The 14,942-nt window shown below is 68.0% G+C and carries 12 protein-coding genes; 3 read left to right on the forward strand and 9 right to left on the reverse strand.

Annotated elements, in window-relative coordinates:
• Entirely contained in the window at positions 1–1,809 is a 1,809-nt protein-coding gene (locus tag Q4F73_RS07785) for an ABC-F family ATP-binding cassette domain-containing protein (RefSeq protein WP_303358786.1), read from the reverse strand.
• A 92-nt stretch (positions 1,810–1,901) separates the two neighbouring features.
• Here Q4F73_RS07785 and Q4F73_RS07790 point away from each other — a divergent pair, with 92 nt between their 5' ends.
• On the forward strand, positions 1,902–3,209 hold the full coding sequence (locus tag Q4F73_RS07790) for a hypothetical protein (protein WP_303358787.1): 1,308 nt from the start codon (positions 1,902–1,904) through the stop codon (positions 3,207–3,209).
• Positions 3,210–3,345: 136 nt separating this feature from the next.
• Entirely contained in the window at positions 3,346–4,728 is a 1,383-nt protein-coding gene (locus Q4F73_RS07795; protein ID WP_303358788.1) for an HNH endonuclease signature motif containing protein, read from the forward strand.
• On the opposite strand, the gene Q4F73_RS07800 is transcribed toward Q4F73_RS07795, so the two are convergent.
• The 5 genes from Q4F73_RS07800 to Q4F73_RS07820 all read right to left on the reverse strand — a co-directional run bounded on the left by Q4F73_RS07800 (position 4,721) and on the right by Q4F73_RS07820 (position 9,408).
• Positions 4,721–5,689 carry a 4-(cytidine 5'-diphospho)-2-C-methyl-D-erythritol kinase gene (locus Q4F73_RS07800; protein WP_303358789.1) on the reverse strand — a complete coding sequence of 323 codons (969 nt, stop codon included), beginning with the start codon at positions 5,687–5,689 and terminating at the stop codon, positions 4,721–4,723. The two genes, Q4F73_RS07795 and Q4F73_RS07800, sit on opposite strands and share 8 nt — an antisense overlap.
• Entirely contained in the window at positions 5,686–6,561 is an 876-nt protein-coding gene (rsmA, locus tag Q4F73_RS07805) for a 16S rRNA (adenine(1518)-N(6)/adenine(1519)-N(6))-dimethyltransferase RsmA (protein WP_303358790.1), read from the reverse strand. The genes Q4F73_RS07800 and rsmA overlap by 4 nt, the downstream gene beginning before the upstream one ends.
• A 44-nt stretch (positions 6,562–6,605) precedes the next feature.
• Entirely contained in the window at positions 6,606–7,136 is a 531-nt protein-coding gene (locus Q4F73_RS07810; protein ID WP_303358791.1) for a type 1 glutamine amidotransferase domain-containing protein, read from the reverse strand.
• Between the two features lie 86 nt (positions 7,137–7,222).
• Positions 7,223–8,365: a resuscitation-promoting factor gene (locus Q4F73_RS07815; RefSeq protein ID WP_303358792.1), complete on the reverse strand. Its 1,143-nt coding sequence runs from the start codon at positions 8,363–8,365 to the stop codon at positions 7,223–7,225.
• Between the two features lie 203 nt (positions 8,366–8,568).
• Positions 8,569–9,408, reverse strand: coding sequence for a TatD family hydrolase (locus tag Q4F73_RS07820; RefSeq protein ID WP_303358793.1), 840 nt, complete (start codon positions 9,406–9,408; stop codon positions 8,569–8,571).
• Positions 9,409–9,426: 18 nt separating this feature from the next.
• On the opposite strand from Q4F73_RS07820, the gene Q4F73_RS07825 reads away from it, so the two are divergent.
• Complete coding sequence (locus Q4F73_RS07825; protein ID WP_303358794.1) at positions 9,427–10,044, forward strand: cyclase family protein; 618 nt, start codon at positions 9,427–9,429, stop codon at positions 10,042–10,044.
• Here the strand turns inward: Q4F73_RS07825 and Q4F73_RS07830 are convergent.
• The 3 genes from Q4F73_RS07830 to metG all read right to left on the reverse strand — a co-directional run.
• A complete protein-coding gene (locus tag Q4F73_RS07830) occupies positions 10,041–12,107 on the reverse strand; it encodes an ATP-dependent DNA helicase RecQ (protein WP_303358795.1) in 2,067 nt (688 codons plus the stop codon). The genes Q4F73_RS07825 and Q4F73_RS07830 overlap by 4 nt on opposite strands.
• 29 nt (positions 12,108–12,136) lie before the next feature.
• A complete protein-coding gene (locus tag Q4F73_RS07835; protein ID WP_303358796.1) occupies positions 12,137–13,363 on the reverse strand; it encodes an MFS transporter in 1,227 nt (408 codons plus the stop codon).
• 49 nt (positions 13,364–13,412) lie between these two features.
• Positions 13,413–14,942, reverse strand: a 1,530-nt coding sequence (gene metG, locus Q4F73_RS07840; protein WP_303358797.1) for a methionine--tRNA ligase, incomplete at its 5' end; no start/stop codon positions are given.

Below are 14,942 nucleotides of genomic sequence, written 5' to 3' on the forward strand. Positions count from 1 at the left end.
CTACCCCTCCAGCTGCTCCCCCACCTCGAGCCACTCCATCTCCAGCGCCTCATGCTCCTCGCGAGCTTCATTGAGGGCGGCGTTGGCGTCGGCGATCTTCCCGTAGTCCGGGTCCGCAGCTGCGGACAGTTCGGCCATCTCCTGCTCGAACGTGGCGATGCGCTCGTCGAGCTTGCCCATTTTGCGCTCCAGGGCGTTGAGCTGCTTTTTCAGCTCCCGCTCTTCCTGGGAGCTCAGGCCCTGCTGCTTCTCGACGCGCCCCTGGTCCCGCTCCCCCAGGTCCAGCGGCCCGGAGCCGGCATCCTCGGCCTGCTGCGCGCGGACCTCAAGGTACTGTTCGATGCCGCGTGGGAGGTTGGTGAGTTTCCCGTCTCCGAACAACGCCCACGTGGAGTCCGCGATGCGTTCGATGAGGTAGCGGTCGTGGGAGATGACGACGAGGGTGCCCGGCCAGGAGTCGAGCAGTGATTCGAGTTCCTGCAGGGTGTCGATGTCGAGGTCGTTGGTGGGCTCGTCGAGAAGCAGCACGTTCGGCTCCGCCATGAGCACCCGGGTGAGTTGCAGGCGGCGACGCTCGCCGCCGGAGAGGTCCCCGACGGGGGTGCGCTGGCGCTTCGGGGAAAAGCCGAGTCGCTCCGCGAGCTGGGAGGCGGACAGTTCGCACTTGCCCAGGTGGACGTAGGAGGCGACGTCCTCGACGGCATCGAGAAGCGTGCGTTTCGGATCGAGGTCGTCGAGTTCCTGGCGCAACCACCCTAGGCGCACGGTCTGGCCCTCGATTCGTCGGCCCGCGGCGAGGGGATGTTCACCGGCGAGAGTCCGCAGGAGGGTGGTCTTGCCGGAGCCGTTGACGCCGACGAGGCCGATGCGCTCGCCGGGAGCCAGCCGCCAGGTGAGGTGGTCGACGAGCATGCGGCCGTCGGGGGTCTCGACGCGGGCGTCCTCGAGTTCGACGACCACCTTGCCCTGGCGCTGGCGGGAGAAGGCCATGAGCTCGACGGTGTCGCGGGGGGCGGGGACATCGGCGATGAGTGCCTCGGCGGACTCGATGCGGTAGCGCGGCTTGGAGGTACGCGCGGGAGCGCCACGTCGCAGCCAGGCAAGCTCCTTACGTGCCAGATTCTGGCGGCGCTGTTCGATGGCGTCGGCCTGCCGGGCGCGTTCGGCGCGGGCGAAGATCCAGTCGTTGTAGCCGCCTTCGTAGGTGTCGACGCGCCCGTCGTGCACCTCCCAGGTCAGTGTGGCGACCTGATCGAGAAACCAGCGATCGTGGGTGACCACCACGACGGCGATCCGGCGTGAGATGAGGTGCCGGGCCAGCCACTGCACACCTTCGACGTCGAGGTGGTTCGTCGGCTCATCGAGGACCACGAGGTCCAGGTCGCTCACCAGCGCTGCTGCGAGGTTGACGCGACGGCGCTCACCGCCGGACAGGCCGCCCACCTCAGTGTCCAGGCCCAGATCCGCGACGCCGAGCCCACCGAGGACCTCGCGGACGCGGGCATTGGAGGCCCACTCGTAGGTCTGCAATCCGAGGGGCTTGACGACGACGTCCGCAATCGTGTCCGTCGGGGTGAGTTCCGCGCGCTGCGTGACCACGGCCATCCGCAGGCTGGAGTTGTGGGAGACGCGTCCGGAGTCGGGCTCCTCGATGCCGGTGAGCACCTCGAGGAGGGTCGTCTTACCCCCACCGTTGAGGCCGACGACGCCGATGCGGTCGCCACTCTGCACGCCGAGGCTCACACCGTCGAGCAGGGTCTTGAGTCCCCAGGTCTTGGAGACATTCTCGAGATTAATCAGATTCGTCATGTCAACCGCTCAGTCTATGCGTTGAGGAACCTCGGCAGGCAATCTTCCCCGCCTAGTTGATAACGATTATCGTTTGCATTAATGTTTCGCGCATGCAGAAACGATTCCGCCCGGCCGCACTGGCCGTCCCCGCCGTCCTCACGTCCCTCCTCCTCGCCGCCTGCAACGACTCCCCCACCGACACCACCGCCAGCGCCTCCGCGACAAGCAACGACGCGCACGTCGGGGCGTCGGCAAGCGAACTTGCCGAGGTCACCCGCATCGTCCCGCGCGTGGTCATCGCGCACGAGAAGGGCCTCAGCGTCCTGGACACCGCCACCGGCGAGATCATCTCGGAGACCGAGCGTTCCGGCTTCCTCCGCCTCAACAACTCGGGCGACGGCCGCCACGTCCTGGTCACTGACGGCAACAAGTTCGTCGCCTTCGACGCCGCCCTGAAGTCGCGCCCCCACGGAGACCACGCGCACCACTACTCCGGCGATCCGGAACTGCGCGACCTCGCCTACGACGCCCCCAAAGCCGGTCATGTCACCGTCCACGACGGCCTGACCGCACTGTTCTCCGATGGCGACGGCACGGCACTCATCGTGCCGACCGATCAGATCGCGGAAGGATACCGCCCGGCCGACGGCGTACTCGTGGACAGCGGCAACCCGCACCACGGTGTCGCCGTCCCGTTCCAGGACGGTTCCGTGCTCATCACGGTGGGCACGGAAAAGGAGCGCGACACCATCCAGTACCGCGACGCGGCCGGCGAGATCCTGGCCGAGACCAGCGACTGCCCCGGTGTTCACGGTGAGGCGACCGCCGCCGGCGGCACGGCAGCCTTCGGCTGCACCAACGGCCCGGTGGTGTTCGACGGGCAGGAGTTCCACAAGATCACCCCTGCCGCGGGAGTCGAGTACCAGCGCTCCGGGAACCTGGCCGGCCACCCCGATTCGCCGATCGTTCTCGGCGACTACAAGGTGGATGAGGATGCGGACCAGGAGCACCCGACCCAGATCAACCTCATCGACACCCGCTCCCACACGATGAGACAGGTGGAGCTCGACAGTTCCTACTGGTTCCGCTCCCTGGGCCGCGGACCGGCCGGCGAGGCCCTGGTCCTGACCTATGACGGCCACCTCAAGGTCATCGACCCCGAATCCGGCGAGATCACCGCGGACATTCCGGCCATCGAGGCCTGGGAGGAGAAGAAGGAGTGGCAGGAGCCGGGCCCGATCCTCCAGGTCGCCGGTGACATCGCCTACGTCACTGACGCGGAGAAGCAGGAACTGGTCCTGATCGACCTGAAGGCCGGTGCAGTGAGCGAGCGTTTCCCGCTCGGCGTCTCGCCGGTGGAAATCGCCGTGGTCGACGGCGTGGCTGCCGCTGACGCCGAGGGCCATCACCACCACTAGCAACGGCGCCGCCCGGAGTCCGCAGCTGCGGACTCCGGGCCGTTCTTTTTCGCGATAACCGCAGGTCACTCCACATGTCGGAGGCACATGCTACCGTCCAGGTAATCGAACACCATTTCGACACACTGGGGGAATCATGCTCGCCATCATCACCGACCGAACCGACACCGATCTCGCCGCCGACATCTCCGACTCACACGTCCAGCTCACCCATCACAAGGCCCGATTCATCCTCTCCGCCGCCGAGTTCGACCGCCGTGAACTCGCCCGCGCACACGGGGCCCCGAACACCGCCACCTGGCTGCAGCGAACCTTCGGGCTGTCCCGTGCCACGGCCTACGAGTACCTCGGAGTGGGCCGCAAGCTGCAGGATTATCCCCAGCTCGCCCAGGAGTTCCTCAACTCCTCCTTCTCCTACTCCGTCGTTCGACTGTTGTTGCGTTACCTCACGGAGGACAACGTGGAGGAACTCATCGACCTCGCACGCCGCCACCCCCTGGCCGAGCTGGTCGCCCTGTTGGCCGGACGGGACCAGCCGGATGCACGACCCACCCTCAACAAGATCAGCGTGGTCGTCGACCAGGAGACCGGGGATGTGCGCATCTGGGGCCGCCTGGACCCGGAACGAGGGGCGGAATTCCTGGCCGCCCTGAAGATCTCTGAACTGGCCAATCTCATCGACCTCGACAACGTCGAGCAGAAGGTTCTGGACGATCCGGAGGCCGTCGAGAGGCTCATCGACGATGCCCGCTCGGCGTCACAGCCTGCCGAATCCAAGGAAGAACCAGAAGGTCCCGCCTCGCGCTCACGCTTCGGAACCGGACTCTCTGTCACTGTCTTCACGGCCTTCATGGGTCTGATCAACATGGCACGGTGCCATCCCGTCAGTCGGCTCCGCGCGCCCGGCGCGGAGGTCAACGTGTTGTACACGCAGGATGGCCGTGCCTACCTCCCCGGACACCACGGCGGCCAGACAGGGCAACTCCTCAGGCACCTGGTCAACGGATCGGTGCGTTTCCACCTGCTTAACCGCAGGGGACTGACGCTCAAGGTGACCAGATCCACCCGACTCGCCTCCCCTGCACAGGTGAAGGCGCTGCTCACTGCATGGGGCTTTCAGTGCGCCGGGCCCGGTTGCTCCCACACTCGTTTTCTCGAGTTCCACCACATCCTCGACTGGCAGTACGGAGGCGCGACAGAACTCCCCAACCTCCTCCCCCTGTGCGCGGGCTGCCACGCACTAGTGTCGGCCGGAATCATGACGATCGTCGTCGATACCGACCCCGCGTTCCTCCGCTTCCGGTTTCCCGGCGGGGAGTCCTACACCTCGGAGAATCGTGGCCTGGCCATGACCGACGCCTCCCTCGGGGCCTGGGGCGACAAGTACTTCTCGGGCCCGGTCCCCAAGGGAGATGAGCACCTGCTGCAGGTCTGGGAGCACGAGGACAGTTTCGCGGATCCCGAGCCTGCGGAAGATCCGCAGAGTCCGCAGCTGCGGACTCCGGAGGATCTCAACTGATCAGGTGGGCGCCTCTCGCTGGCCCGTGCGCCACGGTGCCCGAGTAGGCACCATCCGCCAGCAGGTCATCGAGGACGTCGCGCGCGTGGAGCTCCGATTCGCAGAGGAACGCCACGGTCGGTCCGGACCCGGAGACCATGCCCGCCAAGGCACCGGCCTCCATCCCCGCCCGACGGATGCGATCGACGTCCGCACGTAGGTGACGCGCCGGGATCTCCAGATCATTGTGCAGGTGACGGGCCACATCCCGGGGGTTTCCGGACAGCAACGCCTGGGACAGGTCGGCCGTGTCCATCCGCGGCGCGGGCGCTGTCCCCTGGTCACGCAAACCGTCCAGCTCCCGGAAGACGACCGGAGTGGACAGCCCCTCCTTGAAGAACACGAGCGCCCAGTGATAGGTGCCGCGGGAGAGCATCGGGGTGAGCTGTTCACCGCGTCCGGTCCCCAACATGGTCCCACCCTGCAGCGTGAACGGCACATCAGAGCCCAGTTCGGCGGCGAGCTCCAGAAGGGTCGAGGTGGGCAGCTGGGGAAACCGCTCGGTGAGGAAGGCGTGCGCTGCGACCATGGCGGCTGCGGCATCCGCGGACCCCCCGGCCATGCCACCGGCGGTGGGGATCCCTTTGTGGATGGTGATGTGCACCCGGTTGGAATCCTCGAGGTTGTGATGTCGGCGGTAGTAGTCGACGAGCTTGTCGACGGCCCGCCAGGCCAGATTGGAGGGATCGGTGGGCACCGACGCCGCGTCCATGCCCGTCACCGACAGTCCGGAGACAATCGTTCCCTGCATCACCCAGTCGGTGTCCGGGGCGATCTCCAGGGTGACCGTGTCCGAGAGATGCAGGGACTGGAAGACCGACACGAGGTCGTGGAACCCGTCCGGACGCAAATCTCCTACTCCCAGGTGCAGATTAACCTTGGCGTGAGCACGCGCAGCAATGGTGCGCACGTCGTGGTTCATGCGGACACCCCGGCCAGCCGGATGAAGTCGGCGACGTCGAGTTTCTCCCCGCGCAGCTGTGGATCAATGTCGGCCCTGCGCAGTGCTTCTTCAGCGGCGGCACCGGAGCCATAATGTCCCGACAACGCCGCGCGCAGCGTCTTGCGTCGCTGAGCGAAGGCGGCGTCGATGACCGGCCACACCTGGGCCCGGGCCGCGTCGGTGACCGGCCACGGTTCCGTGCCGGGAGCAAAAAGGTCGATCCGGACCAGGCCCGACTCGATGTTCGGGGCGGGCCAGAACACATGCTTACCGATGGACCCGGCGCGTCGCACATCACCGTAGAAAGCGGCTTTGACGCTGGGGACGCCGTAGATCTTCGACCCTGGCCGGGCAGCCAGTCGGTCGGCGACCTCGGCCTGCACCATGACGAGGACCCGTCGGATCGACGGGAAGGTGGCCAGCAGATGCAACAGGACGGGAACGGAGACGTTGTAGGGCAGGTTGGCCACCAGCGCGGTGGGCTCCCCGAGGTCAGCCGGCTCAACCTTGAGGGCGTCCTTCTGCACGACGGTGAGGCGCTGCGCATACGGCTGCGCGCGCCAGGCCACCGTGGACGGCAGCTCGGCCGCCAGGCGCGGATCGATCTCCACGGCCGTCACCTGGTCCACGGTGTCCAGCAGGCCGAGCGTGAGCGAGCCGAGCCCCGGACCAACCTCCACCACATGGTCGTGGGGATCAAGGTCGGCGGCCGCGATGATCATCCGCACGGTATTGGGATCATGCAGGAAGTTCTGGCCCAGCTTTTTCGTCGGGGTGACGTCGAGTTTTTCCGCCAGGGCGCGGATCTCCACGGGGCCGAGGAGATCGGCGGGCTGATCACTGGAGCTCATGCCACCAATCTAGACCACCGTGGGCGCGCCACCGGCCCTGGCCGCTACTTGTCGGCTGCGAAAGCCTCCACGATGGCGGCGTTGAACGCCGGGAGATCATCCGGGGTGCGGGAGGACACGAGACCGTTGTCGACGTGGACTTCCTCGTCCACCCAGGTGGCACCAGCGTTGCGCAGGTCCGTCTTGATGGACTCGTAGGAGGTCAGGGTGCGGCCCTGCAGGACGTCGGCATCGGTGAGAATCCACCCGCCGTGGCAGATGACGCCGACCGGCTTGCCCGCCGCGAAGTGCTGCTTGACGAACTCGACGGCCGGGCCGTCCATGCGGATCTTGTCGGAGTTGCCGGTGCCGCCCGGCAGGATGAGGGCGTCGTAATCGGCCGGGTCGACGTCAGCGGTTGTGGCGTCGACGGAGACCTCGGTGCCGTTCTTACCTTCGATGGTGCCGGACTCCGGCGCGATGACGGTGACGGTGGCACCCGCGGAGCGGACAGCCTCCACCGGCTCGGTGAGCTCGGAATCCTCGAAACCGTTGGTGGAGAGGACGGCGACCTTGATGGTGGACAGATCAGACATGCTGGTTACCTTTCATGCGATTCGGGTTGTAGATCCCGAGGGTAACCAGATTCTGAGGCTGCTGCAGATGCCCCCAGTTGTCCGGGCTAGCGCAGGCCCATCTTGGCGGTGCAGGCCGGCCACGCGCCCCAGCCCTGGCTGGCCTGGGTCTTCTCCGCGATGGCGATCTGCTGCTCGCGGGTGGCCAGGTTGGCGGTCGGAGCGTACTGGGTGCCACCGTAGGCAGCCCAGGTGGAGGCGGAGAACTGCAGGCCACCGTGGTACCCGTTACCGGTGTTGATGGACCAGTTGCCGTTGGACTCGCACTGGGCGAGGGTGTCCCACACGGAGCCGCCGGCCACGGAGGGTGCGGACGGAGCGGCCTTGGTGCCACGGGAAATGCGGGCGGCGGTGGCCGGGGAGATCTCGTGCTCCTCGACCTGCTCGCGGCCGGACTCCACACCGTTGACGGTGGTGATGCGGGTGGTCACCTCGCGGGTCCCCGGGGTGCCGGCCTCGAGGACGGTCTCGGTACCTTCGGGGGCATTCGGGTCATCGATGTACTCGGCCGGAGCCTCGTAGGGTTCGGTGACGGTCTCCTCGGTGATCTCCACACGCTCGATCTCGACCTGGGAGTTGTTGCGCAGCGCGACGTCGAGGCCCGGGGTGACGCGATCGTGCTCGCCGAGTTCGATGCCGCGGGCGTCGAGAAGCTCGCGGACATTGGAGGCGGCGACCTCGGTGTAGACGACCCTGCCGCCGTCGTTGACGGCGACGATCTTCGGGGTGGTGACTTCGACGCGCATTCCGTCGGTGACGCGCGTGTCGCCGTCCTCGGCGATCTTGGCGGCCGGGCGAACGTCGCCGAGCTCGCCGATGAGATCCTCCACGGTGAGAGCGGTGGAGGTGAGCTCGGTGGTCTCACCGTCGATGACCACCGCGACCGGCTTGGCGGTGCGGACGGTGATGGTCTCCCCCTTGGACAGGGGCTCGCTCGGGGCCGGGTAGACCAGGTCGCGGTCGGCGATGTCCACGCCCGCGGCCTCGAGGGCGCCGGCGACATCACGGGACAGGGTGGTCAGCTCGGTGGTCTCACCGTTGATGTCGAGGGTGACGTCCTTCTGGGCGCCAGCGACAGCGACGCCGCCGACGAGGACAGCGCCGAGCACACCACCAGCGGCGAGGCGCTTGGCGGTGGAGGTGCCGGGGTTGTTGATCCGCGTGATTCGTGAAGTGCTGTGCAGGCCCATGGGGAGTTACGTTCTCGATCTCATTCGGGGAAAGTGTCCGCGTGTGGCAGGGCACACGGGGCATTTCGGTCGTTGATCACAGTACGGTAACAGTTGCGTGACGTCCAGGGAATCTGCGACACGTCACCATCTCCCGCCACGCCCATCACACACACACCACACGCCTCATTAGTGCTGGCAGAACGCGGATGTGAACATGCTCACTACCCCCGCTGGTACACCCGCTGAAACGTCTGCGTGAGTTCGAGCGCTAGATCTGCCACGTCCTGACCACGCGCCTCCGCCACGCACAGCGCCGTATGGCCGATGAGGGCCGGTTCATTGCGCGCCCCACGGAAGGGCTCCGGCGTCATGTACGGCGCATCCGTCTCGATGAGCAGCTGCCCCCGCGGCGCCAGCCGGGCGGCCTTACGCAGCTCGTCGTTGCGCTTGAAGGTCACATTCCCGGCGAAACTGAGCACATACCCGCGCTCCAGCGCCTCCTCGGCGATGGACAACGGGGAGGAGAAGCAGTGCAGGATCGTCTCCCGCGGTTGCGGGGCGTCGGCCAGCACGGCCATGAGCTCGGCATCAGCCTCGCGATTGTGCAGCATGAGAGCCTTGCCGGAACTGATCGCCAGGTCGATGTGCCAGCGCAGTGCCTCCTCCTGCACGTCCAGCGGCGCAGTGCGCTCCGGTTCGTGGCGGATCCAGTAGGTGTCCAGCCCGGTCTCACCGATGGCCACGCAATCCGGATCCTCAGCCATCTCCGTCAGGCGCGCGCGGGCGGCGTCGTCAAGTTCGTGGGCCCGGGTCGGGTGGATGGCGCACGCCGCGAACACGCGCTCATGGTGCCTGGCGGCCTGCAGCGCGAGCTCCGCCTCCGCCAGGCCGTCGCCGACGGTGCAGATCCGCTCCACGCCCGCATCCACGGCGCGGGCGACGATGGCGTCGACCTCTTCCGGTGTCCGCGCCCCGGCCGAGGCCAGATGAGTGTGGGCATCGACGATGCCGGGAATCCGCTCGGCGGGCACGGGCGTGGGACGGGGCTTCTTCTTCGACATGGCTGACATTCTAGGGACATGGACCGCTTCGTCGACCTCACCCGCCCCCTGCGCCCCGACATGCCGCGCTTCCCCACCGACCCGCCGCTGCAGGTCAGCGAGCTGGAGTCCGCAGCTGCGGACTCCTTCGAGGTGCTGGCCTACTCCGTGGTCGGCCCGGCCGGCACCCATGTCGACGCCCCCGCGCACGCGCTCCCCGGCGGCCGTACCCTCGCCGACATTCCACTCAGTGAGATGGTGCTGCCTTTAGTGGTTCTTCCGCTTATCGACGCCCCCTGCCTCACCGCCGCGCACATCCGCGCGTGGGAGTCACGCCACGGCCGCATTCCGTCCGGCTGCTTCGCGGCGCTGCACACCGGGTCGCTGGACGCCGGGTGGTCTCTCGATGCGGTGCAGCTGCTCGACGCCCGCGGCGTGGTGGCCATCGGCCACGACACCCTCAACACCGACCCTGCCGGGGTCACCGGGCGCGGCGGGTACCCGGCGCAGCGCTGGTGGCTCGAGCACGACCACTGGCAGGTGGAACTGCTCACGGGGCTGGAGCAGGTGCCGCCGACAGGCGCGACGATGTGGGTGTCATGGCCGGTGCCGGCGGGTGGCTCCTCCTTCCCCTGCCGCGCGGTGGCGGTGCTCTAACCCCTGCTCGCCAGAGCGAACGGCAGCACCGGCTGCCCGGTGCGCTCCGCCAGCGCGGAGCCCGCGACGGTGACGGACCATCCGGTGTCGATGAGATCGGTGACCAGCAGAACCGGCCCGTCCGCTTCCCCCACGCCGGAGAAGTCCCAGTGATCGAGCAGCGCCGTCACGCGGTAGGCGGAGTTCTGGGCGGTGACCTCCCCCGCCCCCGGGCGCACGGGCAGGACACCGGCAAACGACATCCGCCCCACCGCGGCGATCGCCTCCGCCAACGCCGCCACGAACTCCGCTCGCTCCGGGTCGTGCGAGCCCAAGGCCACCACAGTGGTGGGCCGCTGCGACCAGTCCCAGTCGGAGAGCACCGCGACGATGCGCGGCAACCAGGTGTCCTGCCGCCAGGGGGAGGTGGGGCGCCAGGAGGGGTCGGCGAGAAGCTGGGTCAGCGCCGGCCCACGGGCGATGTCGTTGAGGCGGCCCAGGGCGCGACCCGCTTCCACGCCGTGGATGCGACCACGGACGGAGATGCCGGTGGGCCACTGGCGGCGCTGGGTGACACGGACGCCGGGGGCGGTGAGGCGGGCGTCGACACGCTCGGCGACAGCCGGGTCCACGGCCGGATCGAGGCGACGGCCGGTGCAGTTGTCGCAGCGCCCGCAGGGTTCGGTGGCCCCGGCGTCGTCGAGCTGGCCGCGAAGGAAGAGCATGCGGCAATCGTCGGTGGTCTGATAGGCGAGCATCGCCTCCTGCTCCGCGGCGCGTGCCTGCGCGAGACCGGCATAACGCGCGGCGTCGTAATGCCATTCCTGCCCGGTCGACACCCAGCCGCCCTTCACGCGTCGCACCGCTCCATCGACGTCGAGCACCTTGAGCACCTGCTCCAACCGCGAACGCGACAGGTCCACCTGCGCCTCCAGTTTCATCGTCGACTGCGCCTGGTCCCCCAGCACGCCCAGCAGGTGCCGCACCGTGGCCTCGTCAGGGAAGGAGACGGAGGCGAAGTACTCCCAGATGTCGCGGTCCTCGGCCCCGGGAAGGAGGATGACATCTGCGCGTTCGGTACCTCGGCCCGCGCGGCCGATCTGCTGGTAGTAACTCACGGGCGAGCCCGGCGCGCCGACGTGGACGACGAATCCCAGGTCCGGCTTATCGAAGCCCATGCCCAGCGCGGAGGTGGCCACCAGCGCCTTGAGCTCGTTGTCGATGAGCGCCTGCTCCAGGCGTTCGCGTTCCGTGGCCTCGGTCCGTCCCGTGTAGGCGGCGACGTTCCATCCGGCGGCCTCGAGCGCCTCCGCCAGGTCCTCGGCGGCGGCGACGGTGAGGCAGTAGATGATGCCGGAACCCTCCAGTTCCGCCAGGTGGGTGGCCAGCCACGCGGGGCGCTGGGTGGTGTCGGGCAGGCGCACCACCGACACGTGCAGCGATTCGCGGTCCAGCCCGCCGCGCAGCAGACCGGTGTCCGCGCCGAGCTGGGCCTGCACGTCGGCGACGACGCGGTCGTTGGCCGTCGCGGTGGTGGCCAGCACGGGGACCCCGGAACGCAGGCCGGCCAGCAGGTCACGGATGCGCCGGTAGTCGGGGCGGAAATCATGTCCCCAGTCGGAGATGCAGTGCGCCTCGTCGACGACCACCATGCCCACGGTCGCCGCCAGGGCCGGGAGCACCTCATCGCGGAAACCGGGGTTGTTGAGCCTTTCCGGAGACACGAGCAGCACATCCACCTCCCCGGCCGCGACGCGGGCCTGAATCTCCTCCCACTCGGTCATGTTCGCCGAATTGAGGGTCGCCGCGCGGATCCCGGCGCGCTGCGCGGCCGCGACCTGGTTACGCATGAGTGCCAGCAACGGGGAGATGATGAGCGAGGCTCCCGCCCCGGAGTCCCGGAGCAGCTTCGCCGCGATGAAGTACACCGCCGATTTACCCCAGCCCGTGCGCTGCACCACCAGCATGCGTCGACGGTCGTTGACGAGGGCGTCGATCGCGGTCCACTGATCATCGCGCAACTGCGCGCCCGGCCCCGCGATACCGGTGAGAAGGTCATTGGCCTGATCCCTGGTTGCCTGCATGGCCCCCACGCTAGACCATGCCCCCGACATCACCTCTGAGCTGCCAGTTCATCATCGACGAAACTCGCACGCGCGGCGCGGAACCCCGCCGCCCCCATGAACACGCACACCCCGGCCAGGACGGGGAGGATCAGGGACCAGTCCCCCATGGATTCGCGCACGACACCCACGACCAGCGGGCCGATCGCCGCGATGACATAGCCGATCGGCTGCACGAAACCGGAGAGCCGGGCGGTGATCAGCGGTACGCGCGAGCGGGCGGGAATGAGCGCAATGGCCGTCGGAAAGCAGAATCCGCCGACGCCCAGCAGCGCCGCCCACAGCAGCGGGGTCTGCGCGGGCGCCAGCCACAGGCCGAGGTATCCGGAGGCCATGAGGCCGGAGAACAGCACCGGCAACCACACGATGGAGCGCAGGCGGTCGATGAGAATCGGCATGATGAACCCGCCGATGATGTTGAAGCTGCCGGCCACCGCCAGCGCCAGGCTGGCCGTCGAGGCGGACACCCCGTGATCGACGAGGATCTTCGGCAGCCAGCCCATCTGAATGTAGGCGTGCATGGACTGCAGTCCGAAGAAGATCATGAGGAACACCGCCGTGGGGGAACGCCACAGCGATACCTGCTTATCGACGCCCCCCTTCCCCGCCGCCACCTGCGGCGAGGTGGAGCTCGGCACGTCGCGGCCGACCCGCAGGACCACCACGAACCACACGGCGACCTGCAGCGCCGCGGGGATCGCCCACAGGAACAGGGCCCAGCGGAAATCGTCCGTGAGCAGCGCCGTCAATGGCCCGGCCGCACCGGAGATACCGAGCACGGAGCCGTACACCGTCATGAGCGCCACAATGTGCCGACCGCCGTGGTTCTTGATCCACGCCGGCAGCAGGACATTCGCCAGGGCGATGCCCACGGTGACGAAGACGGTGAGGACGATGAAGGCCCAGATCTCCCCCACCCAGGGCCGCGCGGCCAGCCCCACCAGGGACAGCGCCATGCCCACGAACAGTGTCCGGGACAACCCGAGCCGCACCGCCAGGGGCACGGCGAGCAGGCCGAGCAGGGAGAAGAACAGACCCGGAATCGCCGTGATGATGCCGGCCAGGGAGCCGCCGACGCCGAACGCCGCGAGGGCGTCGGCAAGCACGGCGCCGAGGGAGGAGATACCGGAGCGCAGGTTGACCGCCGCGACGATCACGGCGGCGAACAGCAGCAGCGCCGACAGGGCCTGCGCAGGGCGCAGTCGGGGTGTACTCAAGCCGGGCCTCCTCCGGGTGTGAAGGCCCCAGCCTAGTACGTCACACCTTTTACTGGACGGGCGCCCACTCCGGGCCGGTCTCGGCCAGCTCCGGATCCAGCTTCTGGATGAGCGGCTGCGGCTTGCTCAGCGGCGTACCCGGAACCACCTCGACGCGCTCCCACACCGCCTGCTGCTGCTCGTAGTCGCCGGTGATGACCGGGTAAGTGGCACCCTCCGCGGGCAGACCGACGCCGACCAGTTCGACCGGCATATCATCGGCGACCTCGCGGATCTCCGGGGACGCGGCCCACACGCCTTCGCGGCCGAGGGTCTCGTGCACCTGCTGCGCGATGTGCGGCAGGTACGGGGTGAGCAGGGTGTTGCAGTCGGAGACCACCTGCAGGGCGGTCCACAGCACGGTGGCCAGGCGCTCGCGCTGGGACTCGTCCTTGGCCAGCTTCCACGGCTCCTGGTCCGCGATGTAGGCGTTGGCCTCGCCGACGACGTGCATGGCGGCGGTGATGCCGTTCTTGAACTTGGAGGAGGCGAGGTTCTCACCGACGATGTCGAAGGTCCTGGCGGCCAGGTCGAGGATGGCGGTGTCGGCGTCGGTGAGTTCACCCGGGGTGGGGACCTCACCGAAGTTCTTGTGCGCCATGGACACGGTGCGGTTGACCAGGTTGCCCCAGCCGTTGGCCAGCTCGTTGTTCACGCGGCGGACGAACTCGTCCCAGGTGAAGTCGGTGTCGGTGTTCTCCGGGCCGGCCACGGCGATGAAGTAGCGCAGCGGGTCCGGGCCGAACTCGGCGAGGAAGTCCTTGACGTAGATGACCACGCCCTTGGAGGAGGAGAACTTCGAGCCGGACATGGTGAGGAACTCAGACGAGACGACCTCGGTCGGCAGGTTGATCTCACCGTAGGTGTGCAGCTGCCCGCCCTTGGCTCCCTTACCTGCGTAACCGAGCAGCTCGGCCGGCCAGATCTGGGAGTGGAAGGTGATGTTGTCCTTGCCCATGAAGTAGTAGCCCTCGGCCTCGGGATTCTGCCACCACTGCTGCCAGGCGTCGGGGTCACCGGAGCGCCAGGCCCACTCGATGGAGGAGGAGAGGTAGCCGATGACGGCGTCGAACCAGACGTAGAGCTTCTTGGCGTTGTTGTCCTCCCAGCCCTCGACCGGGATGGGCACACCCCAGTCGATGTCGCGGGTCATGGCGCGCGGGCGCAGGTCCTCGAGCAGGTTGAGGGAGAACTTCAGCACGTTGGGGCGCCAGTCCTCGCGCCCCCGCAGCCACTCACCCAGTGCCTCCGCCAGGGAGGGCAGGTCGAGAAGGAAGTGCTCGGTCTCCACGAATTCCGGGGTCTCGCCGTTGACCTTGGACACCGGGTTGATCAGGTCCGCCGGGTCGAGCTGGTTGCCGCAGTTGTCGCACTGGTCACCGCGGGCGCCGTCGGCACCGCAGATCGGGCACGTGCCCTCGATGTAGCGGTCCGGCAGGGTGCGTCCGGTCGACGGGGAGACCGCACCCATGGTGGTCTCCTTGATCATGTAGCCGTTGTCGTAGAGGCCCGTGAACAGCTCCTGCACCACCGCGTAGTG

The sequence above is a fragment of the Corynebacterium sp. genome, assembly GCF_030535495.1.
Lineage (GTDB): Bacteria > Actinomycetota > Actinomycetes > Mycobacteriales > Mycobacteriaceae > Corynebacterium.

Bases quoted from the DNA above. Each gene is read 5' to 3' on its own strand.
- Q4F73_RS07785 (WP_303358786.1), bottom strand. From the start codon at position 1,809: ATGACGAATCTGATTAATCTCGAGAATGTCTCCAAGACCTGGGGACTC.
- Q4F73_RS07790 (WP_303358787.1), top strand. From the start codon at position 1,902: ATGCAGAAACGATTCCGCCCGGCCGCACTGGCCGTCCCCGCCGTCCTC.
- Q4F73_RS07795 (WP_303358788.1), top strand. From the start codon at position 3,346: ATGCTCGCCATCATCACCGACCGAACCGACACCGATCTCGCCGCCGAC.
- Q4F73_RS07800 (WP_303358789.1), bottom strand. From the start codon at position 5,689: ATGAACCACGACGTGCGCACCATTGCTGCGCGTGCTCACGCCAAGGTT.
- rsmA (WP_303358790.1), bottom strand. From the start codon at position 6,561: ATGAGCTCCAGTGATCAGCCCGCCGATCTCCTCGGCCCCGTGGAGATC.
- Q4F73_RS07810 (WP_303358791.1), bottom strand. From the start codon at position 7,136: ATGTCTGATCTGTCCACCATCAAGGTCGCCGTCCTCTCCACCAACGGT.
- Q4F73_RS07815 (WP_303358792.1), bottom strand. From the start codon at position 8,365: ATGGGCCTGCACAGCACTTCACGAATCACGCGGATCAACAACCCCGGC.
- Q4F73_RS07820 (WP_303358793.1), bottom strand. From the start codon at position 9,408: ATGTCGAAGAAGAAGCCCCGTCCCACGCCCGTGCCCGCCGAGCGGATT.
- Q4F73_RS07825 (WP_303358794.1), top strand. From the start codon at position 9,427: ATGGACCGCTTCGTCGACCTCACCCGCCCCCTGCGCCCCGACATGCCG.
- Q4F73_RS07830 (WP_303358795.1), bottom strand. From the start codon at position 12,107: ATGCAGGCAACCAGGGATCAGGCCAATGACCTTCTCACCGGTATCGCG.